Genomic DNA, 25,582 nt, shown 5'->3' on the forward strand with positions numbered 1-25,582 from the left:
GGTTTCTGGGTCCACAACGCAGAAGTGAGGCTCACAACCCTGGTGGTCGACCATGAGGGTTGTGAGCCTCACTTTTCGGTTGTCTACCTAGCCCCGCTGGTACCAGACGTTCGTCACCCGCTGCGCCATGTGCCGCATCCCCGCAGCGGTGGGATGCAGAGCCTTCGCCAGCGACTGCGACTGCCGTCCCTCGTACCAGCGCTGCTCGGAGGGTGCACACGCATCGTGTCCTTCCGAGCCGGACATGACGTCCACGAACTCGGCACCGGCCTCACCGGCAGACCGGGCGAGTACTCGGTTCATCCGCACGAAGAAGTTCGTCACGAAGGAGGCGTCGGCATCGCTGGTGGGGATGTTGGGCCAGCAGCCCCGGTTGCCGAAGACACCGCCGTGCCCGACCAGCAGAACCCGTGCGCGCGGTGCGCGTTGCTGGACGGCGGTCAGTGTCGCGGTGACCTTCGGTCCGAGTGCACTCAGGGCGGCGTCCATGCGCGACGTGGTGCCCGGATCGGTGCGGCAGTGCGCGTCGCCGCCCGGAAGCTCGGTGTAGCAGGCCGAGACGAGCCCCGACCAGCCGACATCGTTGCCGCCGATACTCAGCGTGACGAGATTCGTGTCCGGCGGGAGCGAATCGATCTGCGGCGGGACCGATCCGGTCGACGTCTGTTGCGGGACGGACGTGATGTGCTCGGTGCGCGCACCCGAACACGCGACGTTGACGAAGCTGACGGTCTGCAGCGAACCTGCGACGAGGTTCGGATAGCCCGCGTCCGCGCGGGCGCATCCGCTGAGCATCGCCGCTGCGTCGAGGTAGGGTCCGGCGGCGCGCGAGTCGCCGAGCGCGACGTATCGGATGCCCTGCTCGTTACCCGGGTCGCTCATCGCGGACACCGGCCACACCATCGATGCAGCTGCCATGCCGGCGACGATCCCGGCTCGCACAATCGTCTTCATCCAGACCTCCGGCAGCGTGGTTCTCCCTGGGCATGAGATCGGCACGAATTACAAACGCGTTACGAGCAGCGGGTGAAGATCACGGATGAAGCTCGCATGCACGTCCTCTCACCACCGCATTTTGTTTACTTCCCCCTCCGAACGGCTACCGTCCCCCTGTGACCGTCCACAAAGTTCTCGACGGCCGCTACGAGCTGAGCGGTCTGCTCGGCGTCGGCGGCAGCGGCGAGATCCACGACGGTCGGGACACCCGCCTCCACCGGCCCGTCGCGGTCAAACTGCTCGGACGGGAGGTCGGCAGCAGACCGGACGTACGACGTCGTTTCGAGGTCGAGGCCCGGGCCGCCGCGGCCCTGAACCACCCTCGCATCGTCGCCGTGTACGACACGGGTGAACACGACGGACGTCCCTACATCGTTATGGAACGGCTCCCCGGGCGGACCCTCGCCGACGACATCGCCCGCGGTCCCCTACCCGACGATCGGGTGCGTACGGTGCTCACCGGAATTCTCGAGGCCCTCGTCGCCGCACACGGGGCGGGGATCCTCCACCGGGACATCAAGCCGGCGAACGTGCTCATCGCAGAGAACGGCGAGATCAAGGTCGCCGACTTCGGTATCGCGAAGAGCGTCGGCGACGACCTCACCCACACCGGTGAACTCGTGGGGACCGTCGCCTATCTGAGCCCGGACCGCATCACCGGTCACCCCGCGTCCGTGACGGACGATCTGTACGCGGTCGGGGTCGTCGGCTACGAGTCCCTGTGCGGGCGGAGGCCGTTCGCCGAGGACAACATCCTCGCGCTGGCACGGGCCATCACGCACGACCGTCCGCGGCCACTCGCCGATCTCCGCCCGGATGCCCATCCGGGGCTCGTCGCAGTGATCGAACGGGCCATGGCACGAGAGCCTTCCGACCGGTTCCGCAGTGCGCACGAGATGCTCGCGGCATTGCAGAATTCCGACGGATACCGCGCCGCGACAGCCCTCCTGCCGGCGAGTGAGATCGGCGGGCCGACGGCCACCGCGGGCACGGACCGTTCCCGTGGAGTTCTCGTCGCGGCGAGTCTGACGCTGGTCGGGGCGCTCGCCGTGGGCGGTCTCGCGCTCGGATTCGGGCGGGGCGATTCCCCGCCGGCGGCCACACCCGAGACCCGGACGCCCGGCATGTCGGCATCGACGCCCGAGCGGGTACCGGCCACCACCGAGCTTCCTGCGACCCCCGAATCGACGATCGTCCCGGCGCGCACAGCGGACGAGACCGCCGTGGTTCCGCCCGTCGTGCCCGCTCCGGAGACCGCTCCCGTCGCACCGCCTGCGGATGCCGGGCCCACGAGGTCCGAATCCGAGTCCCGCGGGAACAGCGGACCCGGCAACAACAACGGGAACGGCAATTCGCGGGGGAACAGCGGCAACCACGACGACAACAACGGAAACGGGAACGGGAACAGCGGCAACGGGAACAGCGGCCGCGGTAACGGGTGAGGTCGCTCAGCTCGAGGCGCGCACCACGAGTTCGACGGGAAGTCGCGCCGATTCCGTTTCTCCGTTTTGCACGAGTTCGAGGAGCCGCTCGATGGCGGTCACCCCGATGTCGTGCGCGGGCGACCGCACGGTGGTGAGCGGAACCGGCAGCTGCGCCACGACGGGGATGTCGTTGTAACCGACCACGGCGAGATCGTCCGGGATGGACAGACCCAGGTCGCGGGCGACACCGAGGATGCCGATGGCGATGGTGTCGCTGACCGCGAAGATCGCTCGGGGACGATCGGGGCGATCCAGCAGCGCACGCGCGGCCTCCACACCCCCGGCGACGTCGAAGCTCGACCGCACGATCCGTTCGGGCGGCAGTGCCACCGATGCTTCCTTCAGGGTGTCGACGAAGCCGTCACGCCGGTCGCGGGCGGTGCTGGCATGGTCGGGGCCGGCGATGATCGCCAGGTCGTCGTAGCTGCGGTCGAGCAGGTGTCGGGCGGCCAGTGCTCCACCCCGGTAGTCGTCGCCCACCACGAACGGCAAGCCTGCGTCGGCGTGCCGGGTGACCGCGAGGATGGGCAGCGATCCGAGCGCCAGCGACTCGACGAACGGGCGACCCGGGAGGTGCATGCTGCTCAGCAGCAGACCGTCGACCTGCCGGCCCACGAGCAGCGCGATGGCGCGACGTTGCGCCTCGAGGTCGTCGGGTGGGCTCGACAGCAGTACCGAGTAGCCCGCTTTCGTGGCGGCTTCCTCGATGCCCTGGTAGGTCGTGGCGACCACGCCGTCGGTGAGTCGCGGCATGACGACACCGAGGGTCGTGGTCTTGCGGGTCCGCAGGCTCGCCGCCCACAGGTTGGGGCGATATCCCAGTTGGGCCGCGACCTCCCGCACCCGCAGGGCCGAGTCCGACCAGCCGTCGACCGGTTCGGGCTGGCGCAGCACGCGGGATGCCGTCGAGACGTGGACACCGGCGCGCTCGGCGATCTCCTTGAGCGTCGGGGCGCGGTCGGGACGGGGCATGCGGCTCTCCTGCTTGTGCGGCATCGAGTTCGTGTTCCGGGTTGACGTGCCCGGAGCATGCCTTTAGCGTAGGCCATGCAATCGATCGTGCAAACGTTCTCGCAATCGTTCTGACAAACGTTTCCTCGACCACCGGAGAAGGCCATGTCCAACGCTCAGTCGCTCACCCAGCTGTTCGCCCTCGACTCCCTGCTCGAGCAGGAGGAGATCGACATCCGCGACACCGTCCGCAAGTTCGGTAACGAGCGCATCCGCCCGCACGTGGCCCAGTGGTTCGAGGAAGCGAAGCTCCCGGCACGCGAGCTCGCCAAGGAACTCGGACAGCTGGGCGTGCTCGGCATGCACCTCGACGGCTACGGCTGCGCCGGCATGAGCGCCACCGCCTACGGCCTGGCCTGTCTCGAACTCGAGGCCGTCGACTCCGGCATCCGCAGCCTCGTGTCCGTGCAGGGCTCGCTGGCGATGTTCTCCATCCACCACTGGGGCAGCGAAGAGCAGAAGCAGGAATGGCTCCCCCGCATGGCCGCCGGCGAGGCCATCGGCTGCTTCGGCCTGACCGAGCCCGACTTCGGCTCCAACCCCGCCGGGATGCGCACCAACGCCAAGCGCGACGGCGACGACTGGATCCTCAACGGCACCAAGATGTGGATCACCAACGGCTCGATCGCCGACGTCGCCGTCGTCTGGGCGCAAACCGACCTCGAAGAAGGCGCCAAGGGCATCCGCGGCTTCGTCGTCCCCACCGACACCCCCGGTTTCTCCGCCCCGGAGATCCACTCCAAGCTGTCCCTGCGCGCCTCGGTCACCTCGGAACTCGTCCTCGACGGCGTGCGCCTGCCCGCCTCGGCGATGATGCCGAAGGCCAAGGGCCTGCGCGGACCGCTGACCTCCCTCGGCGAGGCCCGCTTCGGCATCGTCTTCGGTGCCATCGGCGCCGCCCGCGACTGCCTCGAGACCGCCATCGAGTACTCGCAGTCCCGCGAGGTGTTCGACAAGCCGCTCGCCGGCTACCAGCTCACCCAGGCCAAGATCGCCGACATGGCGCTCGAGGTCGGCAAGGGCCACCTGCTCGCCTACCACCTCGGCCGCATCAAGGACCGCGGCGAGATCGCCCCGGAGCAGGTCAGCCTCGGCAAGCTCAACAACGTGCGCGAGGCCATCGCGATTGCCCGCGAGTGCCGGACCATCCTCGGCGCCAACGGCATCACGCTCGAGTACCCCGTCATCCGTCACGCCAACAACCTCGAATCGGTGCTGACCTACGAGGGCACCTCCGAGGTCCACCAGCTGACCATCGGCAAGGCGCTGACCGGCGAGGCGGCTTTCCGGTGACCACCCTTCCCGGTGCGCTCGAGGGGCTGGTGATCGCCGACTTCGGTCGCGTGCTCGCCGGCCCCTACGCCACCATGCTGCTCGCCGACCTCGGGGCGGAGGTCGTCAAGATCGAACGCCCCGGCTTCGGGGACGACACCCGGCACTGGGGCCCGCCCTGGGTCGGCGACGAGTCGACCTACTTCCTCGGCGTCAACCGCAACAAGAAGTCGGTGGCCATCGACCTGACCACCGACGAAGGACTCGGGCAGGCACGCGATCTCGTCGCCCGCGCCGATGTCGTCGTCGAGAACTTCCTGCCCGGCACGATGACTCGGCTCGGGCTCGGATACGAACAGGTCCGGGAACTCAACCCCGGCATCGTCTACACCTCGATCACCGGCTTCGGCGGGCACAACAATCTGCCCGGCTACGACCTGCTCATCCAGGCCGTCGGCGGTCTGATGAGCATCACCGGGCCCGACCCGGCGACACCCACCAAGGTCGGTGTGGCCGTGGTCGACGTCATCACCGGAATGCACGCTGCGGTAGGAATTCTCGCCGCACTTCGGCACCGCGACCGCACCGGCGAGGGCCAGCGTGTCGAGGTGAACCTGCTGTCATCTCTGCTGTCGGCGCTGGCGAACCAGTCGTCCGGCTATGTCGCGGCGGGTGTGGTGCCGAAGGCCATGGGCAACCGTCATCCGAGCATCGCGCCCTACGAGGTGTTCCACACCGCCGATCGACCGTTCGTCCTCGCCGTCGGCAACGATCGTCAATTCGCCTCGCTGGTCGAGGTTCTCGGCGCTCCCGAACTCGCCTCCGACGACCGGTTCACCACGAACACCGCCCGTGTCGCGAACCGGGAGGAACTGACGAAGATCGTCGACGAGTTGCTCTCGGCCAAGACGGCCGACGAGTGGTTCGACGCCCTGACCGCAGCCCGGGTGCCGTGCGGTCCGCTCAACGACATCGCCGACGCGGTCGCGCTTGCCGAACGACTCGGCCTGTCGCCGGTGGTGTCGATCGACGATCCCGAGCGGGACGCTCCGCTGCGCCAGATCGCCAACCCGATCCGGCTCAGCGCCACCCCCGCGACCTACCGCACGCCGCCCCCGCGGTTGCCGTAGACGGACGCTCTCGTCAGTCGGGGCTCTGTTCCTTCAGAGTGTGCGCGACGAGAGCGTTGGCGTGCCCGTGGCCCATGCCGTGTTCCTCTTTGAGCCAGTTCACCAGCTCCATGTGCTTGCCGAGATCCGACGCGCGGATCATGGTCTTCCACTCCTCGATCGGGCGCCCGTACTTCTGCTCGATCGACGGGAAATACGACTCGGGTCCCTTGACCTTCTCGCTCATGCCGGAAGGCTAGCCGGGGCGACCGACAAGTTCCGTCCGATCCGCTGAAAACGACCGCGGCGCCGCAGTCCCGGATGGGACGCGGCGCCGCGGAGGTACGGAAGTGGATCAGGCCTTCGGGCCACCGGCCACGTAGATGACCTGACCGGACACGAAGCCCGCGCCCTCGGACGCGAGGAACGATGCGGTGTGGGCGATGTCGTCGACCTCGCCGATGCGGCCGACCGGGATGTCGGCCGCGACGTTCGACTTGAAGTCGTCGAACGACACGCCGAGACGCTCGGCGGTCGCGGCGGTCATCTCGGTGGCGATGAAGCCCGGCGCGATGGCGTTGGCGGTGACACCGAACTTGCCCAGCTCGATCGCGAGGGTCTTCGTGAAGCCCTGCATGCCGGCCTTGGCAGCGGAGTAGTTGACCTGGCCGCGGTTGCCGAGCGCCGAGGTGCTCGAGAGGTTGACGATGCGACCGAACTTGGCGTCGACCATGTAGCTCTGGACGGCACGCGTCATGAGGAAGGCGCCGCGCAGGTGCACGTTCATGACGGCGTCCCAGTCCTCGACCGTCATCTTGAACAGCAGGTTGTCGCGCGTGATGCCGGCGTTGTTGATCAGGACGGTGGGCTCGCCGAGTTCGGTGGCGACCTTCTCGACGGCAGCCGCGACGGACTTCTCGTCGGAGACGTCGGCACCCACAGCAAGCGCCTTACCACCGGCGGACTCGATGGCCGAAACGGTGTCCTTGCAGGCGGATTCGTCGAGGTCGAGGACGGCGACCTGGTAGCCGTCGCCGGCGAGCCGCTTGGCGACGGCTGCGCCGATGCCGCGTGCGGCTCCGGTGACGATGGCAGTGCGGGGCTGTGTGCTCATAGCGTTCCTCCGTAGGGGGATGGGTGGTGCCGTCAGGTGATGGTGAGTCCGCCGTCCACGGCGATTGTCTGACCGGTGACGTAGGCGGCGGCGTCGGACGCCAGCCAGACCGCGGTGGCCGCGATCTCCTCGGCATCCCCGGTCCGGCCGAGGATGATTCGCTGCTTCATCGAGTCGAGGTAGCCGGGCTGGTACTCGTCCGTCATCTCCGTGTGGAAGAAGCCGGGTGCGATGGCGTTGACGCGGATTCCCTTGCGCGCTCCCCACTGCTGGGCCAGGTCGCGCGTGAGGCCGATGACGCCCGCCTTGCTGGCCGAGTACGCGGCCTGCGGCAGGCCGGCCGTGGTGAGACCGAGGACCGACGAGATGTTGACGATCGAGCTACCGGGCTGCATCACACGGCCGACGGCCTGTGCCGCCCAATAGGATCCGTTCAGGTTGATGTCGATGACCTGCCGGAACTGCTCGGGGGTCTCCTTGGTCGCCGGGACGGCGGTGCCGATACCGGCATTGTTGATGAGGATGTCCACCCGGCCGAGCTGCTCGACCGCGTGATCGACCATGCGCTGCGCCTGTTCGGGATCGGCGATGTCGGTCTCGACCGTGACGGCCTGCCGTCCGGCCTCCCGGACCAGCGCGGCGGTCTCCTCGAGACGGTCGACGCGGCGTGCGGCGAGCACGACGTCGGCCCCTGCCTCGGCCAGCCCTCGGGCGAATGCGACACCGAGGCCCGAAGAGGCACCGGTGACGATGGCAACGCGGCCGTCGAGACGGAAGCGGTCGAGCACGGACATACGTCATCTCCTCGCTGTGACGGGGCCTACAGGAACTGTATAGCCGACCGCCTTCTCATCCACCAAACAGCCTGTATCCAATTTGATTGGACAGCACTGCCTTTCAGAGCCAGGTCCTATTCTTCTCTTCGGCGGATCCTATGTTGCCGCAGGCATTGCAGCGCGGAGAGGACCCCGCGTCGCACCCACCGTTACCAAGTCGATAAGCACTGGCTTATTTCTAAGCGCTCGCTTATCGTGCGATGCCGTAGCGGGCTTGTCAACACCAACCGGACAGAACGGAAGCGCCCTCGTGAGTGATGCATGGGACGACGTCGTCGGCGGATCCAAGGCCGCTGCTCGCATCCGCACGGCCGCGATAGAAGAGTTCGCGGAGCACGGCTACGGCGGCACCACGACGCGCCGGATCGCGGCGCGACTCGGCATGAGTCCCGCCGCGATGTATCCGCACTACGCGTCCAAGGAGGAGCTGCTCTTCGCCATTGCCTACGAGGGCCACGCGCTCGCCCTGCAGGTCGTCGAGAGCGCCGACCGTCCCGATGCCGAGCCGTCCGATCGGCTCGCATCCGTCATCGGGCGCTTCGCCGCCTGGCAGGCGGAGAACCACCGGTGGAGCCGGGTGATCCAGTACGAACTGGCCGCACTCGACCGCGAGCACTACCGCACGATCGTCGGACTACGACGGCAGACCACGCAGGTCGTGCGCGGTGTCGTCGACGCCGGCCACGTCTCGGGCAAGTTCACCCTCCCGGATGCCGAAGGTGTCACTCTCGCGCTGATGTCGCTCTGCGTCGACGTGTGCCGCTGGTACCCCTCGGGCCGCTACGACGACGCCGCGACGATCAGCGACCTGTATGCCGATCTTGCCCTGCGTCTGGTCGGTGCCGTGCGTTAACATCGTCGCCACCATCGGATCGGGGGGATCTACGTGGGCAGGGGGATATCGCGCCGCCGTCGGCTCCTCGAGACGCGAGAGCATCGGAGGGGGAGCTGTCGTCCATGTCCACGAATGACAACGTCGTCGACCGACTACTGGTGTCGCTCGGGGTCGACGCCCCGGTCCCCGATTCCGTCTCCCGCCGGCAGTCCAACTACGACGCGCTCGCCGCGCGCATCGACGCGGGAGTCGATCCCGAATACATCGCAGCGTTCGAGAACTTCCACGGCATGGAGCATGCCGACATCCACCGGCTCGCCCAGAGCATCAATCCCGTCGCGATGACAACCCTGGCCACCGAATGGGCCGAACTCGGAAAGGGTTTCAGCCTCACCGTCGCATGGGGAACGCTGATGATCCGCAAACTCATCGGCCAGCACTGGGAGGGTCCGGCGGCCGAGGCCGCGATGGACGCGACGGTGCGATTCGGCGAATCCGCCCAACAGTTGTCCGATGCTGCACGCGCGACGTCCGAGAAACTCCGCATCGCCGCCGATGTCGGCGAGCGGGTGCGAGCGTCCGTGCCTCCACCCACGGTGAACACGTCGTCGGTCCTGTACGCGCTCGATCCCGTCGCGGGTGCTGCTGCCGCCCGGCAGGAGGAAGCCGTTCGCGCCCAGGCCGTGCGGGTGATGGAAGCTCTCTACAAGCCGTACTACCGCGATTCCGGCACGGCGGTTCCGGTCCTGCCCTCCCCGTATGCCGCCACGACGAGTCGTGCCACCGAGGCATTCGTTCCCCAGGGTTACGGCACACCGAGTGTCGGCGGCGCCCGGACTGCCGGCGACCCGACGGGAATGCCGAGCGGGGACGGAGAACGCCCGGGTGGGCAGACCGCCACGGACGCGGAGAACCGTACGGATGCATCGACGTCCGGTGAAGGTACGGACGGCCGGTCGACAGGTTCCGATTCGGCAGGTGGCGAGGGTTCGAACGATCCTGCGGCGACCACTCCTGCATCCACCTCCCCGGCAGCGAGCGGCGCCCTCGGAAGCCCGACCGGTCAGTCGTACGGTTCCCCTTCCGTCGGGTCGGGCGGTGGTCTACCGGGTGCCGGTGGCGTCGGCTCGGCCGGCGGGTCATCGCCCGCGGTAGGTCCCGCTCCGCTCGTCGCGGGAGCCGCACCCACCGGCGGTGCTGCCGGCCAGCCCGGTGCCGCCGCGACTCGCGGTGCCGGTGTCCGCCCGTTCGGCATGATGCCCGGCATGGCCCCCGCCTCGTCCCGCGGCGATGAACAGGACAAACGCGCGGCCGGTTATCTCGTCACCGGCGAGAACGGGAACGAACTGATCGGGTCGCTGCCCGACACCGCCCCGCCGGTTCTGGGGGCCTGAGCGCTGTGGACCGGTATCTGACACCCGATCGATTCCTGGCGTCGTGGACCGCTGCGGGTGGCGACGAGTTCCCCTTCCCTCTGCGCTATCGCACCTCGGCGATGTGGGAGGACGAGCACGCCGCGAACCTGCAGGCCGCTCGCGCGTGGCTGCACGAGACTCCCGACCCTGCCCTCGACGATGCGATGCGGATCCTGCTGACCGGGGAGGTCGCGGTGGAGGTCTACGGCCGCTCCACCGACCCGACCTGCGAAGTCTTCGTCCGCGCGGCCGCGACCGACGAGCAGGCCGTCCTTGCCCATCAGGCTCCCGGCGCGGGCGACATCCGCATCACCACGACCACCGATCTCGCGGGTGCGATCGTCGGACACCTGCCGGTCGTGGCAGCGGGCCGCGAACCGGCACGCACCGCGCCGAGCCGGGATGTGCTCGAGCCGGCCGAGTTCGGCGCTGTCCGTCGTCCGGCGGGTGGCACGTACGCAGAGTCGTTGCGCCGGTTGCTGCGTCGCGAACGCTCGGCCACCGGCAGCATCCGCATCCTGCGGTACTCGAATCCGGGGTACGCGCCCGTCGCCGACATCGGCTGGTTCGACGTCGTGGGCGACGGCCGGTACCTCTTCCTCCCTGGCCCTGACCTCCGCGTCGCGCCGGGCACCGTCGACGCATTCGTCCGGGAACTGTCGGCGCAGCTGTCCCGGGTGCGCAAGCCGCCGCACGAGGATCGGAGCGGCGTCCTGCGACGGCAGTGATCCCTTCCCGAACCGGCCGTTCGTCTAGGCTGGCGACATGACGGACCGGGACCGCACACCCGACGGCAGGCCGCAGAACGCGCGTCCGCGCGACGCCCTGGGGCGTCCGTTGCCGCCGGGCGAAGAAGGCGTCGAACGTGTTCCCGAAGACATCGATCTGGATGTCGAGGAGACCATCGCCGAAGGTCAGCGTCTCCTCGACCACGGTTTTCCGTTCCATGCCCACGAGGTCTTCGAGGCGATGTGGAAGAAGGCGCCGCCCGAGGAACGTCCCCTCTGGCAGGGCCTCGCCCAGCTCGCCGTGGGGCTGACGCATCTGCTCCGGGGCAACCCCACCGGCGCGGCGTCGCTGTTGAAGCAGGGACAGGCGCGGGTGCGGCACTACGAGGACGAACCGCCGCACCGGCTCGACATCGACGGCCTGGCGAGCTGGGCCGATCATCTGCTCACCGAGATCGCTCGTGACGAACCGATCCCCGCTCCCCCGACCCCGCGCCTGAGGATGCCCTGATGCCGACACTTCCCATGTTCCCGCTCGGCACCGCACTGCTTCCTGGATCCGACCTGCCGTTGCGCATCTTCGAGCCGAGATATCAGCAGCTCGTCCAGGACTGCACGGCATCGCCGGACGGCCCCCGCTTCGGAGTCGTCCTCATCGCCCGAGGACACGAGGTGGGCGGAGGCGAGCAGCGACACGACGTCGGTACTGTCGCGCGGATCATGGTCGACACCGAGGTCGGTGCGGGTCGCCGTGAACTCGAATGTATTGCGGAAGAACGCATTCGCATCACCCGCTGGCTTCCCGACGACCCCTATCCCCTCGCCGAGGTGGAGCCCTGGCCCGACACCGATTCGGGGCCGGTGGATTTCGCCGCGATCACCGGGCCGATGGGCCGACTGTACGGGGTGCTCGACCGTCTCACCGGTGGCCGGGCTCCACTGCCTCCCGCCACTACCGAGTTGCCGGAGGATCCCGGGGCGCGACTGTTCGCGCTCGCCCGGTACGTGCCGATGGGGGAAGCGGACCGCTATGCGGTTCTCGCCGCGCCGGGTCCGGCCGAACGCATGTCCGTGCTGCTCGAAGCGATCTCCACCGCAGTCGATCTCGCGGAATGGAAGTTGAAGGGCTGAGACGCGTGCGCCCGCCCGGTGAGTGGGAGTATCGCCCTTCTGGTCCCATGGTTGCAGGCTAGGGTCCGGGACACCGTTCGTCCCCGACCGGAAGGCATCCTGATGGACACCGTCGAACAACGGTTGGCCCGGCTCGAAGCTCTCGAAGAGATCAGGATGCTCAAGCATCGCTACTTCCGGGCGTGCGATGCCAAGGACCCGGACGCGATGCGCAGGTGCTTCGTCGCGCAGGGCGCCGACATCTACTACGGACCGGCGCTGGGTAGCTTCGACGACGCCGACGCCCTGGTCGACATCTACTCCCGGATCGCTCTCGAACGGGTCGACGACCGCTACGTCGTGCTCGACATGCATCACGGCATGCATCCGAGCATTCACCTGACCGGGCCCGACACCGCGACCGCCGCCTGGACGCTGCGGTTCCGGCAGGTGGATCTGCGTACGCGCACCGAACGGGTCACCGCGCTCGACTACGACGACGACTACGTGGTCGAGAACGGCGAATGGAAGATCTCCCGCTGCCACGTGAAGGTGCTGTGGTCGATCCAGCGGGCTCTCACCGACGACGTGGAAGTGGTGCAGTGATGGCAGAAGCCAAGGTTGCGCTGGTCACCGGCGCGAGTCGCAGCGTGGGCAAGGGCATCGCGTGCGCGCTCGGCTCCGACGGCTGGACCGTCTACGTCACCGCGCGCGGTCCCGTCGGTGTCGACGGACCGCTCGACCACACCGCGGCGGAGGTCACCGAACGCGGCGGACGAGGTATCGCCGTGCAGTGCGACCACCGCGACGACGCACAGATTCACGAGCTGTTCGGCCGGATCGCCGACGAGCAGGACTCCCGCCTCGACCTGCTCGTCAACAACGTGTGGGCGTCACCGCCGGGGTTCGCAGGTTTCTCCGAACCGTTCTGGAAACGCCCGATCGGCGACTGGGACAGCCTGATCGGCGTCGGTCTCCGCGCGCACTACGTCGCCTCCGTCGAGGCCGCGCAGCTGATGGTGCCACGCACCAACGGGACGATCGTCAACATCTCGTCGTTCGGCACCCGCGGGTACCTGCATTCGGTGCTGTACGGCATGTCGAAGGCCGGCCTGGACAAGATGGCCGCCGACATGGCCGTCGAACTCCGGGGCACCGGGGTGACCGCCCTGTCGCTGTGGCCGGGACTGGTGAAGAACGAAGCCATGCTCGCCCGAGGCATCGACAACTTCGAGGGCTTCTCGTTGGCCAACGCCGAGACACCGGAGTTCATCGGACGGGTGATCGTCGCGCTCACAGCCGACCCCGAGGTGAACGCGCGCAGCGGCCGCACCCTCATCACCGCCGAGACCGCACTCGACTACGGCATCGTGGACGTCGAAGGCAACCAACCCGATTCACACCGGGACATCTTCGGGGGCGGGCCGTTGTTCTGACGACGACCGCGGCGTCGGGAGTCGAAACTCGGGGGATGTTGTGTGCGTCGAATTCGCGAAAGTCGCACACAACCTCCCCTTCGATCGGGCGGCCCGGAGGAGGGGTGGTCAGAGCACCCTCGGAAGTCGTGTATGGTTGGACATGCAACGCGGGGTGGAGCAGCTCGGTAGCTCGCTGGGCTCATAACCCAGAGGTCGCAGGTTCGAATCCTGTCCCCGCTACCACCGACCGGCCCGGACTCACACGAGTCCGGGCCGGTTCTTTTGTGTCTGCCCCTCGGCCTCGGTACCGCTCCCCCGGCAGCGCTCACCGAGTACATTTCGCCACAGAGTCTCTGCAGAGCGGGAGGGTGTGATGGCCAAGCGCGCAACCGTCGCCGATCGTCCACGAACTCCCCGCTGGCTCCGGCCCACGATCGTCGGTGTTCTGCTGGCCGTCGCCTTCTATCAGATGTCGGGTTGGCTCTTCCACAATCTGAAGGGCTTCCTCGGCCTGTTGTTCCTGGCGTGGTTGTTCAGCATCACCATCGAACCGATCGTCGACCGCCTCGAGCGGTTCGGGATGCGTCGCGGCGCCGGGACCGGTCTCGTGCTGTTCTCCCTGATCCTGCTCACCGTCGGGTTCTTCGCGGTGTTCGGCACGCTCCTGTTCGAACAGATCGCTCAGTTGCTCACCACACTGCCGGACGCGCTCACGCGCATCACCGATTGGGCGAACCGCACCTTCGACACGAACTTCAAGACGGGGGACGAGCTGTTCAAGATCACGCCCGACACGGTTCGTGATCTCGCGCAACGGTTCACGCCCGGTGTCCTCGGCGTCCTCAGCACTCTGGTCGGTGCCCTGTTCCAGATCCTGACGATGCTGCTGTTCGTCTTCTACATGTCGGCCGAGGGGCCGAAGATGCGCCGGACGATCGCGAGCTGGTTCCCGGCCCGGCAGCAGCAGCTGATCGCGAACGTGTGGGAGACCTCGGTGGAGAAGGCCGGCGGCTACGTCGTCTCCCGATTGATCCTCGCCGCCGCCGCGTCGATCTTCACCGGAATCTTCTTCCTCATCATCGGAGTTCCGTACTGGCTGCCCCTCGCGATCTGGACCGGGGTGGTCTCGCAGTTCATCCCGACCCTCGGTACCTATCTGGCGATCGGGCTCCCCGCGCTCATCGCCGCGGTGCAGCATCCGCTCGACGGCGTGTGGGTGATCGCCTTCGGCACGGTCTATCAGCAGATCGAGAACTATGTGCTCCACCCGCGCATCACGGCCCGCACGGTGTCGATCCACCCGGCGGTGGCGTTCGGTTCGGTGATCGTCGGTGCCACACTGTTCGGCCCGGTGGGGGCGCTGGTGTCCGTGCCGGTGGTGGCGATCCTGCAGGCGCTCGCCGAGTCGTTCGGGCATCGCTACGAACTGATCCCGGAGGTGGGCGGGGAGGAACCGGAGCCCGACGCCCCGGAGCTCACGGCCGACAACGACGACTACGACTGAGAGGGCCGGGCACGAGATCTACTCGCGCCCGGCCCTGTCACTGTCCGATCAGACGATCAGCTTCGCCGCCGTCGCTGCGACGACGTCCTCGGTGGTCACACCGGGCGCCGTCTCGACGAGCTTCAATCCCTCTTCGGTGACGTCGATGACCGCGAGGTCGGTGATGATGCGCTGCACGCATCCACGACCGGTGAGCGGCAGCACGCACTCCTCGAGGATCTTCGGATCACCCTTCTTGGTGACGTGATCCATCATCACGATGACGCGCTTGGCGCCGTGGACGAGGTCCATCGCGCCACCCATGCCCTTGACCATCGCGCCGGGCACCATCCAGTTGGCGATGTCGCCCTTGGCGGAGACCTGCATCGCGCCGAGGACGGCGACGTCGATCTGGCCGCCGCGGATCATGCCGAACGACTGCGCCGAGTCGAAGTACGACGCACCGGGAATCGCGGTGATGGTCTCCTTGCCGGCGTTGATGAGCTCGGGGTCGAGTTCGTCCTCGGTCGGGTACGGGCCGACGCCGAGCACACCGTTCTCGGAGTGCAGGATGACCTCGACGCCGGGCTCGAGATAGTTCGGCACGAGGGTGGGCATGCCGATTCCGAGGTTGACGTACTGGCCGTCCTCGAGTTCCTTGGCGACGCGTGCCGCCATCTCCTCGCGGGTCAGCCCCTTCTTCGTTGCCTGTGTCATGAGCGCACCGTCCGGTTCTCGATGCCGACCTCGACGGGGCCGACGTGTACGACACGCTGCACGTGGATGCCGGGCGTGTGGATTTCGTTGGGGTCGAGTTCGCCGGGTTCGACGAGGTGCTCGACCTGCGCGATCGTGATGCGACCCGAGGCGGCGGCCGGCGGGTTGAAGTTGCGGGCGCTCGCGCGGTAGACGAGGTTGCCGTGGCGGTCGCCCTTCCAGGCGTGCACGAGTGCGTAGTCGGCGACGATGCCGCGTTCGAGCACGTAGGTCTCGCCGTCGAACTCTCGGGTCTCCTTCGGCTGCGACGCGAGGGCGATGCCGCCGTGACCGTCGTAGCGCAGCGGGAGTCCACCCTCCTCGACGGCCGTGCCGACGCCGGCCGGGGTGAAGAAGGCGGGGATGCCCGCGCCACCGGCGCGCAGGCGCTCGGCGAGCGTGCCCTGCGGGGTGAGCTCGACTTCGAGTTCGCCGGCGAGGTACTGGCGTGCGAACTCCTTGTTGGAGCCGACGTACGACGAGATGGTGCGGCGGATGCGGCCCTTCTCGAGCAGCAGGCCGAGCCCGAAGCCGTCGGTACCGCAGTTGTTGCTGACGGTCTCGAGGTCGGTGGCGCCCTGTTCGAGCAACGCGTTGATGAGGATCTCGGGGATGCCGACCAGGCCGAACCCTCCGACGGCGATCGTGACGCCGTCGGGGATGTCGGCTACGGCCTCGGCGGCGGAGGCAACGACTTTGTCCATGTGTGCCACGATACCCTCAGGTGTACGTCATGTGAACTCCCGTCCGCAATGCGAACAAATTCGCGTAGGATCGTTGCGAGCGCAGAACTGCCGCATTAGCCTGTTCGCATAGCGTCCATCCGTCCACATAGCGAACGTCTCGGATCGGAGGTCCGTGTCTCCCTCATCCCCCGACGCCGGGCATCGGGGCCCGCTGTTCGATCCCGTCTTCGGCGCGGACGAACTCGGCGTCGCCCTATCGGATCGCGCGTGGATCGGCGCCCTGCTCGACGTAGAGGTCGCACTGACCCGAGCGGCCGCCGCACTCGGCCGCGTCGAGAACACCCACGCCGACGCCGTCGCGACAGCCGCGGCTTCCCTCGCCGAGGAACTCGATCCCGCCGACCTGGGTCGACGCTCCGCGGCGGGCGGCAACGCCGTCATCCCTCTGGTCTCCCTGCTGCGCGAGCGCGCCGACGCCCCCGCGCGGGCCGTGCACGTCGGCGCGACCAGCCAGGACGTGCTCGACACCGCGCTGATGCTGCTCGCCCGCCGCGCCGGAGGAATCGCCCTGGCGAACCTGCGCTCCGCGGCCGACGGCGCAGCCCGTCTCGCCGCCACCCATCGCGAGACACCGATGGTCGCGCGCACGCTCGGTCAGCAGGCGCTGCCCACCACCTTCGGTGCACTCGCAGCCGGCTGGCTCCTGTCCCTCGACGACGCCGTCGTCGAATTCGACCGCGTCCTGTCCACCCTGCCCGCCCAGTACGGCGGGGCCGCCGGCACGCTTGCCGCCGTCCATCCCGACGGCTTCGCGTTCGCCGACACCGTCGCCGACCTGCTCGGACTCGCGCGTCCCGTCGCCCCGTGGCACACCGCACGCACCCCGATCACGACACTCGCGGGCACACTCGGTGTCGCCGCAGGTGCGGTCGCGAAGCCCGCCACCGACGTCGTACTCATGGCGAGCACCGAGTTCGGTGAGGTGAGCGAGGATGCGCCCGGCGGGTCGTCGGCCATGCCGCACAAGCGCAATCCCGTCGCGGCGATCACCGCGCGTGCCGCCGCCCGGCGCGTTCCCGGTCTCGTCTCGACGATCCTGTCGTCGACCGATCACGAGTTCCAGCGCGCTGCCGGTGCCTGGCACGCCGAATGGGAGACGCTCGCCGACATCCTGCGCCTCACCGGCGGTGCCGCGCACCAGCTCTCGACGAGCCTGAACGGCCTGCACGTCCACACCGACGCGCTCGACCGCAATCTCGCGCTCACCGGAGGGGCGATCCTCGCCGAGAAGGTCACGGCCGCACTCGCCGAACACACCGACGACGCACGCTCGATCGTCACCGATGCGGCGGTCGCCGGCAGGTCGCTCGACGAGGATCCCGCCATCACCGCACATCTCGACCCGCAGGACGTGCGCGAACTTCTCGATCCCACGCGCTATCTCGGCCATGCCACCGACATCGTCGACCGCGTTCTCGCCCGTCACGACAGCACGAACCGAACCACAGGAGATGCCCGATGACCGTCACGCTCAACTACGAACAGTACGGCGACCCCACGAAGCCGACCGTCCTGTTCCTCGGTTCGCTCGGTTCGGACCTGTCGATGTGGGGACCGCAGATCCACGCCCTGGCGACCGACTGGAACGTCGTCGCGGCCGACCATCGTGGGCACGGCGCGTCGCCCGCGCCGTCCGGTCCCTACACGATCGAGGAACTCACCGGCGACGTCGTCGCACTGCTCGATTCGCTCGAACTCGACGCCGTGCACTACGTCGGCCTGTCGCTCGGCGGTGCCGTCGGACAGTGGCTCGCGGCGCGCCACCCCGAGCGCGTGCGCACGCTGACGCTGCTGTGCACCTCGCCGGCCTTCCAGCCCGCCCAGCCCTGGTACGACCGGGCCGCATCGGTCCGCAACGACGGGCTCGCCTCTATCGCCGATTCGATCGTATCGCGCTGGTTCACTCCCGAACTGGCCGAACACGATCCGGAGCTCGTCGCCCGCCACGTCGAGATGGTGAAGGGCACCACCGACGAGGGGTACGCCGCGTGCTGCGAGGCACTGGCGACCTGGGACGGCCGTCCCGACCTGGCCCGGATCGTCGCGCCCACGCTGGTGATCGCCGGGGAGCAGGATCCGGCCACCCCGCCGTCGACGATGCAGCAGCTGGCCGACGGGATCGCCGACTCGGACTTCCACGTCCTCTCTCCCGGCGCACACCTCGTCAATGTGGAGCAGGCGGGACGGGTCACGAAGCTGATCCGCGAACACATCTCGTCGCGTGCCACGCCGTCCGCCGCGCACCGCACCGCGGCGTTCGAGGAAGGCCTGCGGGTGCGTCGTTCCGTCCTCGGCGACGCGCACGTCGACCGGTCCATCGAGTCGGCCACCGAATTCACCCGGCCCTTCCAGGATTTCATCACCCGCACCGCGTGGGGCGATATCTGGGCGCGCCCGGGTCTGGACCATCGCACCCGCCGGCTGCTGACCCTCGCGATCCTCACCGCGGTCGGCAACGAGCACGAACTCGACATGCACATCCGCGCCGCCCTGCGCGCCGGGATCGACCCCGACGATCTTGTCGAGGTCTTCCTGCACACCGCGGTCTACGCGGGTGTCCCCAACAGCAACCGGGCGTTCGCGCTCGGCAAGCAGGCACTCGCCGACACCGAGGGAGGTGCGGGATCGTGAGCACTCCCGACGTCACCGCCCCCGAGGTCGCTCGCGAAAACCCCGGAGCGTCACCCGACTACGTGCAGTCGCTGGCTCGTGGCCTGTCGGTCATCAAGGCCTTCGGCGCACACGCCCAGCGGCAGTCGCTCTCCGACGTCGCCCGCGCGACCGGTCTCACCCGCGCCACCGCGCGCCGATTCCTGCTGACACTCATCGAACTCGGTTACGTCCGCACCGACGGATCCCAGTTCTGGCTCACCCCACGGGTGCTCGAACTCGGCTACAGCTACCTGTCGGCGCTGACGCTGCCCGAAGTCGCGCGACCGCATCTCGAGGCGCTCGCCGAGAAGGTCAAGGAATCGACCTCGGTCTCGGTGCTCGACGGCACCGACGTCGTCTACGTCGCACGAGTTCCGGTCAGCCGCATCATGACCGTCACCATCACCCTCGGTACCCGTTTCCCCGCCTACGCGACCTCCATGGGACGCGTGTTGCTCGCCGGCCTGAACGACGACGAACTCGACGCCTACCTCGCGCGCGCCGAGTTCGCGCCCATCACCGGCAACACCGTCACCACCGCCGACGAACTGCGCGCCGAGATCGCCACGGTGCGACGCAACGGGTACTGCGTCGTCGACCAGGAACTCGAAGAGGGCCTGCGCTCGCTCGCCGCACCCATCCGCGACGCATCGGGAACCGTTGTGGCGTCGGTGAATCTCTCGACCCACGCGGCCCGCTACCGGATGGAGACCGTGCACGACGAGCTCGTCCCGGCGGTGCTCGCCACCGCCGGTGCGATCTCCACGGATCTCGCCCGCACCCAGACCCACCAGTGAACAATCCCGATCGAGGTACATCATGACCGACGTAGTGATCTGCGAACCCCTGCGCACCCCGGTGGGCAGGTTCGGCGGCGTCCTGAAGGACATCGCCCCCGAGGATCTCGCGGCCACCGTCATCCGCGAACTCGTCGCACGCACCGGCATCACCGGTTCCGACATCGACGACGTCTTCCTCGGCCAGGCCTCCCCCAACGGTGAGGCCCCCGCCCTCGGCCGCGTCGCCGCCCTCAACGCCGGTCTCGGCGTGGACGTTCCGGGCCTGCAGGTCGACCGCCGCTGCGGCTCGGGTCTGCAGGCGATCGTGCAGGCCGTCATGCAGGTGCAGACCGGCGCCAGCGACCTGATCCTCGCCGGCGGCGCAGAGTCGATGAGCCAGGCCGAGTTCTACGCCACCGGAATGCGCTGGGGCGTCAAGGGTGAAGCCGTCGCCCTGTCCGATCGGCTCGCCCGTGCCCGCGTCACCGCCGGTGGCCGCGACTTCCCCGTGCCCGGCGGCATGATCGAGACCGCCGAGAACCTGCGCGCCGAGTTCTCCATCAGCCGTGAGGACCAGGACGCCCTGGCCGTGCAGTCGCACCAGCGGGCCGTCGCCGCGCAGAAGAACGGCGTGTTCGCGCAGGAGATCGTGCCCGTGAGCGTGCCGCAGCGCAAGGGTGATCCGCTCGTCGTCGACACCGACGAACACCCCCGCGCCGACACCTCGATGGAAACCCTCGCCAAGCTGCGCCCGATCCGCGGCAAGGTCGATCCCGATTCGACCGTCACCGCCGGCAACGCCAGCGGCCAGAACGACGGTGCCGCCCTCGCGATCGTCACCACCGCCGAGAAGGCGGCGAAGCTCGGTCTGCGTCCGCTCGCCCGCCTCGCCAGCTGGGCGGTGGCCGGTGTGCCGCCGCGCACCATGGGTATCGGCCCGGTGCCCGCCAGCGAGAAGGCCTTCGGCCGCCTCGGACTGACGCTCGCCGACATGGACGTCATCGAACTCAACGAGGCGTTCGCCGCCCAGGCCCTCGCTGTCACCCGCTCGTGGGGCATCGAGGCCGACGACCCGCGCCTGAATCCCAACGGCTCCGGCATCTCCCTCGGACACCCGGTCGGCGCGACCGGCGGACGCATCCTCGCCACCCTGCTGCGCGAACTCGACCGCCGTGAGGGTCGCTACGGACTCGAGACGATGTGCATCGGCGGCGGCCAGGGACTCGCCGCTGTGTTCGAGCGCATCGCCTGACGGCGAATGACGGCGTTCGAGCGCATCGCCTGACGGCGAATGACGGCGTTCGAGCGCATCGCCTGACGGCGAATGACGGCATTCGAACGCATCGCCTGATGTGACCTACGGTGCTCGCGACGCGATCCCCGTCGCGAGCACCGTACAGTCCGTACGCTCGTGATCATGAGCGATGTACAGATAACTCCACCCACCGAAGCCCCTGCTCCGCCCACGACACGAGCCCGGACCCTCGCGCGTTATCTGCTGGCCGCCTCACTCGTCTTCGCCGGGCTGAGCCATCTCTTCTGGGCCCGCAAGGACTTCCAGGCCCAGGTCCCCGATTGGGTGCCGATGGACAAGGACGGCGTGGTCATGGCATCCGGCGGTGTCGAGATCATGCTCGGCGCCGGACTCGCCGTGGCGAACCGCGACCGCGTCCGCGTCGGCCGCTTCACCGCACTGTTCTTCGCCGCCGTCTTCCCGGGCAACATCGCCCAGTATCTCGGCAAGCGCAGCGCCTTCGGTCTCGACACCGACCGTAAGCGACTGATCCGCTTGTTCTTCCAGCCCGTGCTCATCCTGTGGGCCCTGTGGTCCACCGGAACCCCCCGACGCTGACGCGGCCGGCGCCGGAGGGCGGACCGGTGTCCGTCACTCCGGCGCGACCCGCACGAGCATCTTTCCGAAGTTCTTTCCTTCGAGCATGCCGATGAACGCCTCCGGGGCGTTCTCGAGTCCGTCGACGATGTCCTCGCGGTACGCGAGCTTTCCGTCGCGGACCCATGCCGAGGCCTCACGCAGGAAGTCGCCGTACATCTCCTTCACGAACTCGCTCTGGATGAAGCCGCGGATCGTGAGGCTCTTGGTGAGGATCGAATTGAACAGTCCCGGAAGGCGGTCCTTACGGTCCAGATCCGCGCCGTTGTACTGCGCGACCAGACCGCACACCGGGATCCGCGCATAGGTGTTGAGCAACGGCCACACCGCTTCCTGCACGGGGCCGCCGACGTTCTCGAAGTACACGTCGATGCCGTCGGGAACCGCCTCGGCCAGCTTGTCGGCGAAGTTCGGGTCGCGATGGTCGATCGCCGCGTCGAAACCGAACTCCTCGATCAGTGCGCGGCACTTCTCCGGGCCACCGGCGATTCCCACCGCGCGGGCGCCCTTCAGCTTCGCAATCTGCCCCACCGCCGATCCCACCGGCCCGGTGGCGGCAGCGACGACGACGGTCTCGCCCTCCTTCGGCTGTCCGATCTTCAGGAGCCCGGAATAGGCTGTGAAGCCGGGCATTCCGAGCACGCCCACCGCGGTGGAGATCGGTGCGGCCTGCGGATCGAGCTTGCGGACGGTGGAACCGTCGAGGACGGCGTGCGACTGCCAGCCGGCTCCGGCCAGCACGTAGTCGCCCGGCTCGAGACCCTCGTACCGCGATTCGACGACCTGGCCCACCGTTCCGGCGACCATCACGTCCCCGAGTTCGACGTGCGCGGCATACGACTTCGCGGTGCTCATCCGACCGCGCATGTACGGGTCGAGGGACAGGTAGACGACGCGCAGGAGGATCTGGCCGTCGCCGACCTCCGGCAGCTCCACGGTCTCGAATCGGAAGTTGTCGGCGGTGGGCGCCCCCTCCGGGCGCGACGCGAGAACGATGCGGGTGCTCTGACTCGTCGTGGCTTCACTCATGCCGACAGTGTGCCGCACGCGCAGGTGTCCTGAACGCTGCGCGCGGGCACCCCGGCAGGCACGATATCGGGCCGGAGACGCTCCCGATCAGGCGCTGCGCTGTACCTGTCCGCGAGGCACCTGGTAGTTCGAGAACAGCTGCGAGTGGATGACCTCGGTGAAGGACGGTCCGTCCTGCTCCACGCGGGCAGGACGGCGAGTGGACGAAGCGGTGCGCGAGGCACCCATCTGCGACGTGGAGCGGATCGCCATGTCGATCTCCTCTCGGAAGGCGGGGAGAGGTGGCCACCGGCACCGTACAGAAGGTGCAAATCGGGTGAGCGACCCCTTGGGAGATACATATACCCCGTCGATGCCCGATATGCACCTGTCGATTTCGGCGCGCCGCACACCGCCGTGTCGGGAGCCTCGGGAAGCTACCCGTCGATCTCGTGACCGTCGGAGGCGGGAAGCACCCGGATGGGCGCGCTCGTGGCCGAGTTCGATGCCTCCACCCGACCGCTCAACGTCGCGGCCGGATCACAGGCCCGCACGGTGATCGTGCGAGAACCTCCGGGAGGCAGGTGGAACCAGGAATCCTGCAGGTCACCGCCGGTGACGTCGAGGTGCACGTACTGCGCCACACCCTCGGTCCGCACCTCCACGCTCCACCCGTCCGGGACGGGTCGAGCGGTCGCCGCGAGACCGATTCCGCGCTCGACGGGCCGTGCCGGACCACCCACGAGATGCACCGACTCCGCCAGCACCGCACCGGTGGGATCCACCAGCCGGGCGGTCGCGGTGTCGAAGGTGCGCGGCCCGAATCGATACGCAAAATTGACATCGGAGAAACCGCCCGTCACCGACGCCCAGGAGAACACCCGGCTCTCGTGTGGGGCGAGATGCAGCGGCACGGACGCGTCCACCGGCACCGCACCCGAGGGGGTGTGGGCCTGCAACTGCAAAGTCACGTCGAGAACGTCGGCGGTGTCGTTGATGGCGTCCACCCGCAGGCCGTCGAGGCCGTCGTCGGCGAGGAGGACGGTGACGGGCGCGAACACCCGGGCCAGCACCCACCACGGCGCCTTCGGGTTCCCGTCGGCGTCGAGCACACCCCATCCGGCACCCGGCTGCAGGTCGCGGGCGGACAGGATCAGGGCACCGCGACATCCGGATCCGGATCGTCGCCAGTACTGCAGTACCTCGGTGAACGCTTCGCAGCTCGCTGCCCGTCCGAGCGCGAGATACCGCGCGGGGTCGGCCCACCGCATCTCGGCGGGGTCGACCCCGAAGATCGTGCGCACATAGTGGTCTCGTACGTCCTCGAAGTCCCACGACGCGCCGTTGTCGCGCGGCACAGCCGCCTTCCACCGCGGATGGTGACCGGCGACATTCACACTGCCGAACTCGGCCTCGATCGCCGTGTCGGAGGGCGGGATCGAGAACGCGAGGCATTCGGCGGCGAAGCGCACGCCGGCGGCACGCACGTCGCTGAGTGGACGGCGGTAACCCCCGACGCCGAAGTAGTGCGCCACACCCGAGCCCACCGCGATCGGCAGTGTGTCGCTCCCCGGGGGCGCGGAGGGTGACGACGACACCCATACCGTGCCCGGTAGCTCGCGGTCGACGATCGCAGGCAACCAGTCGTCGAGCGCCGGGATGGATGCCTCCGTCAGACCGAGCATGGCCGGTTGCTGCTCGGTTTCGCTGCCCCCGCACATCACGACGGGTGCCGGGTTCCCGCCCCATCGACGCGCCAGCGCACGGACCTCGTCCTCGAGCAGCGCGCGGAACAGCGGATCGTCGGGCGGATCGGTGGTGGCGAGCATGACGTCCTGCCACACCATGATGCCCAGTTCCGCACACGCGGAGTAGAACTCGTCGTCCTCGTAAACCATCGTGCCGGGGATGCGGATCGTGTCCACGCCCGCCGACACGCAGCGTTCGAGGATGCGCCGCGTTCCGGCCGGGTCGTTCAGCGCGATCGGGTCGGTCGGTGTCCACACCAGTCCGCGGCAGAAGACGTCGATGTCGTTGATCCGCAAGCCGAATCCGTCGCCCGAAATCTGCTCCACCGATCGGAAACCGATGGCGCCCAATTCCATCCGATGCCCGTCCAAAAGGAGTTGGGCTGCATACAGGTTCGGGTCGCCGTAGGTATGCGGCCACCACCGTTTCACCTCGGGGAGCGTCACCTGCATGTGCACGCGTGCTGTCCCGTCGGCTCCGTATTCGGGCCGGGCGTGGGCCGTCGACCCTCCGATCTCCACAGCGACTTCGGAGACTGCAGCGCCGGCCAACACGAGGTCGACGTCGACGATCCCGTCGGATCCGCGCACACGCGTTCGTATCTCACGTTCCAGCACGAGGGGTTCACCGGAATCGACGAGACGCACGGGACGCCACGGTCCGACCGGCGCCGGAGCTCCCGCGTAGACCGGGGCACGCCCGAGCATCGTGGTGCGGAACCACCGCAATCCCTGAGCCGACACGAGCGACGAGCGCCACCGTCCGCGTGGTCGACGCTTGCGGAGAGCAGCGTCGAGCGAGGCGCACCGGATCGCGATCCGCGTCGTCGACGGCAGGTAGTCGAGGACGACGGTCAGCGGCACGACCATCGATTCCGACGTCGCGACGAGGGTGCCGTCGACCCACACCTCCGCGAGGGTCGCGAGCCCGTCGAAGGTCAGACGCCACGGTCCGTCGCCGGACACCTCGACATCGGTGACGAACCACCAGTCGTCGCTGTCGGGTGACGACGCCCGGGCCGCCGCGACTCCGTCGGCCTCCCGGATCGCGCCTGCCGCCGTCCCGGGTATGCGGACCGGCAGCCAACAACCGTCCTCCGGTAGATCACCGGGATTCTCGACCGACCCGGGAGCGACACGGAGACAACGCCATCGGGAATCGTGCAGGACATCCATGTGCGCCGAACCCCG

26 protein-coding genes and 1 tRNA gene are annotated in these 25,582 nt (G+C 68.4%); 17 read left to right on the forward strand and 10 right to left on the reverse strand.

Translation table 11 applies throughout. The annotated features are described in order from the left end of the window. Nucleotides 1–87 precede the first annotated feature (87 nt). The gene (locus AC0LPE_RS22140; protein WP_490605245.1) at nt 88–954 is read right to left on the reverse strand and encodes an SGNH/GDSL hydrolase family protein; all 867 of its coding nucleotides are present in this window, start codon (nt 952–954) and stop codon (nt 88–90) included. Nucleotides 955–1,112: 158 nt separating this feature from the next. Between AC0LPE_RS22140 and AC0LPE_RS22145 the strand changes: the two genes are divergently transcribed. Further along, a complete protein-coding gene (locus tag AC0LPE_RS22145; RefSeq protein WP_423657941.1) occupies nt 1,113–2,438 on the forward strand; it encodes a serine/threonine-protein kinase in 1,326 nt (441 codons plus the stop codon). A gap of 6 nt (nt 2,439–2,444) precedes the next feature. On the opposite strand, the gene AC0LPE_RS22150 is transcribed toward AC0LPE_RS22145, so the two are convergent. Continuing rightward, nucleotides 2,445–3,452, reverse strand: coding sequence for a LacI family DNA-binding transcriptional regulator (locus tag AC0LPE_RS22150; protein ID WP_490605246.1), 1,008 nt, complete (start codon nt 3,450–3,452; stop codon nt 2,445–2,447). 144 nt (nt 3,453–3,596) lie between these two features. On the opposite strand from AC0LPE_RS22150, the gene AC0LPE_RS22155 reads away from it, so the two are divergent. Together AC0LPE_RS22155 and AC0LPE_RS22160 are read left to right on the forward strand one after the other, a co-directional pair. Further along, nucleotides 3,597–4,784, forward strand: coding sequence for an acyl-CoA dehydrogenase family protein (locus tag AC0LPE_RS22155; RefSeq protein ID WP_016695852.1), 1,188 nt, complete (start codon nt 3,597–3,599; stop codon nt 4,782–4,784). Beyond that, nucleotides 4,781–5,893 carry a CaiB/BaiF CoA transferase family protein gene (locus AC0LPE_RS22160; RefSeq protein ID WP_490605247.1) on the forward strand — a complete coding sequence of 371 codons (1,113 nt, stop codon included), beginning with the start codon at nt 4,781–4,783 and terminating at the stop codon, nt 5,891–5,893. Before AC0LPE_RS22155 ends, AC0LPE_RS22160 begins: the two co-directional genes overlap by 4 nt. 13 nt (nt 5,894–5,906) lie before the next feature. Here AC0LPE_RS22160 and AC0LPE_RS22165 read toward each other — a convergent pair whose 3' ends face one another. The 3 genes from AC0LPE_RS22165 to AC0LPE_RS22175 all read right to left on the reverse strand — a co-directional run bounded on the left by AC0LPE_RS22165 (nt 5,907) and on the right by AC0LPE_RS22175 (nt 7,780). Next, on the reverse strand, nt 5,907–6,119 hold the full coding sequence (locus AC0LPE_RS22165) for a DUF4287 domain-containing protein (protein WP_016931585.1): 213 nt from the start codon (nt 6,117–6,119) through the stop codon (nt 5,907–5,909). Between the two features lie 108 nt (nt 6,120–6,227). Next, entirely contained in the window at nt 6,228–6,986 is a 759-nt protein-coding gene (fabG, locus tag AC0LPE_RS22170; protein WP_490605248.1) for a 3-oxoacyl-ACP reductase FabG, read from the reverse strand. A gap of 32 nt (nt 6,987–7,018) precedes the next feature. Further along, nucleotides 7,019–7,780, reverse strand: coding sequence for an SDR family NAD(P)-dependent oxidoreductase (locus tag AC0LPE_RS22175; RefSeq protein WP_230824747.1), 762 nt, complete (start codon nt 7,778–7,780; stop codon nt 7,019–7,021). A 292-nt stretch (nt 7,781–8,072) separates the two neighbouring features. On the opposite strand from AC0LPE_RS22175, the gene AC0LPE_RS22180 reads away from it, so the two are divergent. From AC0LPE_RS22180 to AC0LPE_RS22220, 9 genes are all read left to right on the forward strand, one after another. Further along, on the forward strand, nt 8,073–8,675 hold the full coding sequence (locus tag AC0LPE_RS22180) for a TetR/AcrR family transcriptional regulator (protein WP_490605249.1): 603 nt from the start codon (nt 8,073–8,075) through the stop codon (nt 8,673–8,675). A gap of 104 nt (nt 8,676–8,779) precedes the next feature. After that, the gene (locus AC0LPE_RS22185; protein ID WP_490605250.1) at nt 8,780–10,051 is read left to right on the forward strand and encodes a PPE domain-containing protein; all 1,272 of its coding nucleotides are present in this window, start codon (nt 8,780–8,782) and stop codon (nt 10,049–10,051) included. 5 nt (nt 10,052–10,056) lie between these two features. Then, on the forward strand, nt 10,057–10,800 hold the full coding sequence (locus AC0LPE_RS22190) for an ESX secretion-associated protein EspG (protein WP_490605251.1): 744 nt from the start codon (nt 10,057–10,059) through the stop codon (nt 10,798–10,800). Between the two features lie 37 nt (nt 10,801–10,837). Next, the gene (locus AC0LPE_RS22195; protein WP_443209988.1) at nt 10,838–11,311 is read left to right on the forward strand and encodes a DUF309 domain-containing protein; all 474 of its coding nucleotides are present in this window, start codon (nt 10,838–10,840) and stop codon (nt 11,309–11,311) included. Beyond that, nucleotides 11,311–11,931: an LON peptidase substrate-binding domain-containing protein gene (locus AC0LPE_RS22200; RefSeq protein ID WP_490605252.1), complete on the forward strand. Its 621-nt coding sequence runs from the start codon at nt 11,311–11,313 to the stop codon at nt 11,929–11,931. Before AC0LPE_RS22195 ends, AC0LPE_RS22200 begins: the two co-directional genes overlap by 1 nt. 102 nt (nt 11,932–12,033) lie before the next feature. Then, nucleotides 12,034–12,516 (forward strand): nuclear transport factor 2 family protein, encoded by a 483-nt coding sequence (locus AC0LPE_RS22205; protein WP_490605253.1) that lies wholly within the window; start codon nt 12,034–12,036, stop codon nt 12,514–12,516. Beyond that, the gene (locus AC0LPE_RS22210; RefSeq protein WP_490605254.1) at nt 12,516–13,346 is read left to right on the forward strand and encodes an SDR family NAD(P)-dependent oxidoreductase; all 831 of its coding nucleotides are present in this window, start codon (nt 12,516–12,518) and stop codon (nt 13,344–13,346) included. Before AC0LPE_RS22205 ends, AC0LPE_RS22210 begins: the two co-directional genes overlap by 1 nt. Before the next feature lie 148 nt (nt 13,347–13,494). Then, nucleotides 13,495–13,571 (forward strand) — tRNA-Met (locus AC0LPE_RS22215). A 130-nt stretch (nt 13,572–13,701) separates the two neighbouring features. Beyond that, entirely contained in the window at nt 13,702–14,832 is a 1,131-nt protein-coding gene (locus AC0LPE_RS22220; RefSeq protein ID WP_490605255.1) for an AI-2E family transporter, read from the forward strand. 48 nt (nt 14,833–14,880) lie between these two features. Here the strand turns inward: AC0LPE_RS22220 and AC0LPE_RS22225 are convergent, their stop codons facing one another. Then, nucleotides 14,881–15,528: a CoA transferase subunit B gene (locus tag AC0LPE_RS22225; protein ID WP_088898027.1), complete on the reverse strand. Its 648-nt coding sequence runs from the start codon at nt 15,526–15,528 to the stop codon at nt 14,881–14,883. Next, complete coding sequence (locus AC0LPE_RS22230) at nt 15,525–16,271, reverse strand: CoA transferase subunit A (RefSeq protein ID WP_016695872.1); 747 nt, start codon at nt 16,269–16,271, stop codon at nt 15,525–15,527. Before AC0LPE_RS22230 ends, AC0LPE_RS22225 begins: the two co-directional genes overlap by 4 nt. Before the next feature lie 154 nt (nt 16,272–16,425). Here AC0LPE_RS22230 and pcaB point away from each other — a divergent pair, with 154 nt between their 5' ends. From pcaB to AC0LPE_RS22255, 5 genes are all read left to right on the forward strand, one after another. Further along, entirely contained in the window at nt 16,426–17,775 is a 1,350-nt protein-coding gene (gene pcaB / locus AC0LPE_RS22235) for a 3-carboxy-cis,cis-muconate cycloisomerase (RefSeq protein WP_088898028.1), read from the forward strand. Beyond that, on the forward strand, nt 17,772–18,944 hold the full coding sequence (gene pcaDC, locus AC0LPE_RS22240) for a bifunctional 3-oxoadipate enol-lactonase/4-carboxymuconolactone decarboxylase PcaDC (protein ID WP_423657922.1): 1,173 nt from the start codon (nt 17,772–17,774) through the stop codon (nt 18,942–18,944). The genes pcaB and pcaDC overlap by 4 nt, the downstream gene beginning before the upstream one ends. Then, on the forward strand, nt 18,941–19,762 hold the full coding sequence (locus tag AC0LPE_RS22245) for an IclR family transcriptional regulator domain-containing protein (protein ID WP_088898030.1): 822 nt from the start codon (nt 18,941–18,943) through the stop codon (nt 19,760–19,762). Before pcaDC ends, AC0LPE_RS22245 begins: the two co-directional genes overlap by 4 nt. Nucleotides 19,763–19,784: 22 nt before the next feature. Further along, entirely contained in the window at nt 19,785–20,996 is a 1,212-nt protein-coding gene (locus AC0LPE_RS22250) for an acetyl-CoA C-acetyltransferase (protein ID WP_088898031.1), read from the forward strand. A 165-nt stretch (nt 20,997–21,161) separates the two neighbouring features. Beyond that, entirely contained in the window at nt 21,162–21,596 is a 435-nt protein-coding gene (locus AC0LPE_RS22255) for a DoxX family protein (protein ID WP_172414935.1), read from the forward strand. Nucleotides 21,597–21,629: 33 nt separating this feature from the next. Here AC0LPE_RS22255 and AC0LPE_RS22260 read toward each other — a convergent pair whose 3' ends face one another. The 3 genes from AC0LPE_RS22260 to AC0LPE_RS22270 form a co-directional block, all read right to left on the reverse strand. Then, entirely contained in the window at nt 21,630–22,664 is a 1,035-nt protein-coding gene (locus AC0LPE_RS22260) for an NADPH-dependent curcumin/dihydrocurcumin reductase (RefSeq protein ID WP_016695878.1), read from the reverse strand. A gap of 87 nt (nt 22,665–22,751) precedes the next feature. Next, on the reverse strand, nt 22,752–22,916 hold the full coding sequence (locus AC0LPE_RS22265) for a hypothetical protein (RefSeq protein WP_016695879.1): 165 nt from the start codon (nt 22,914–22,916) through the stop codon (nt 22,752–22,754). Nucleotides 22,917–23,080: 164 nt separating this feature from the next. Next, the gene (locus AC0LPE_RS22270) at nt 23,081–25,567 is read right to left on the reverse strand and encodes a glycoside hydrolase family 2 protein (protein ID WP_490605256.1); all 2,487 of its coding nucleotides are present in this window, start codon (nt 25,565–25,567) and stop codon (nt 23,081–23,083) included. Between the last annotated feature and the right edge of the window lie 15 nt (nt 25,568–25,582).

It is taken from the genome of Rhodococcus sp. S3 (genome assembly GCF_058211795.1).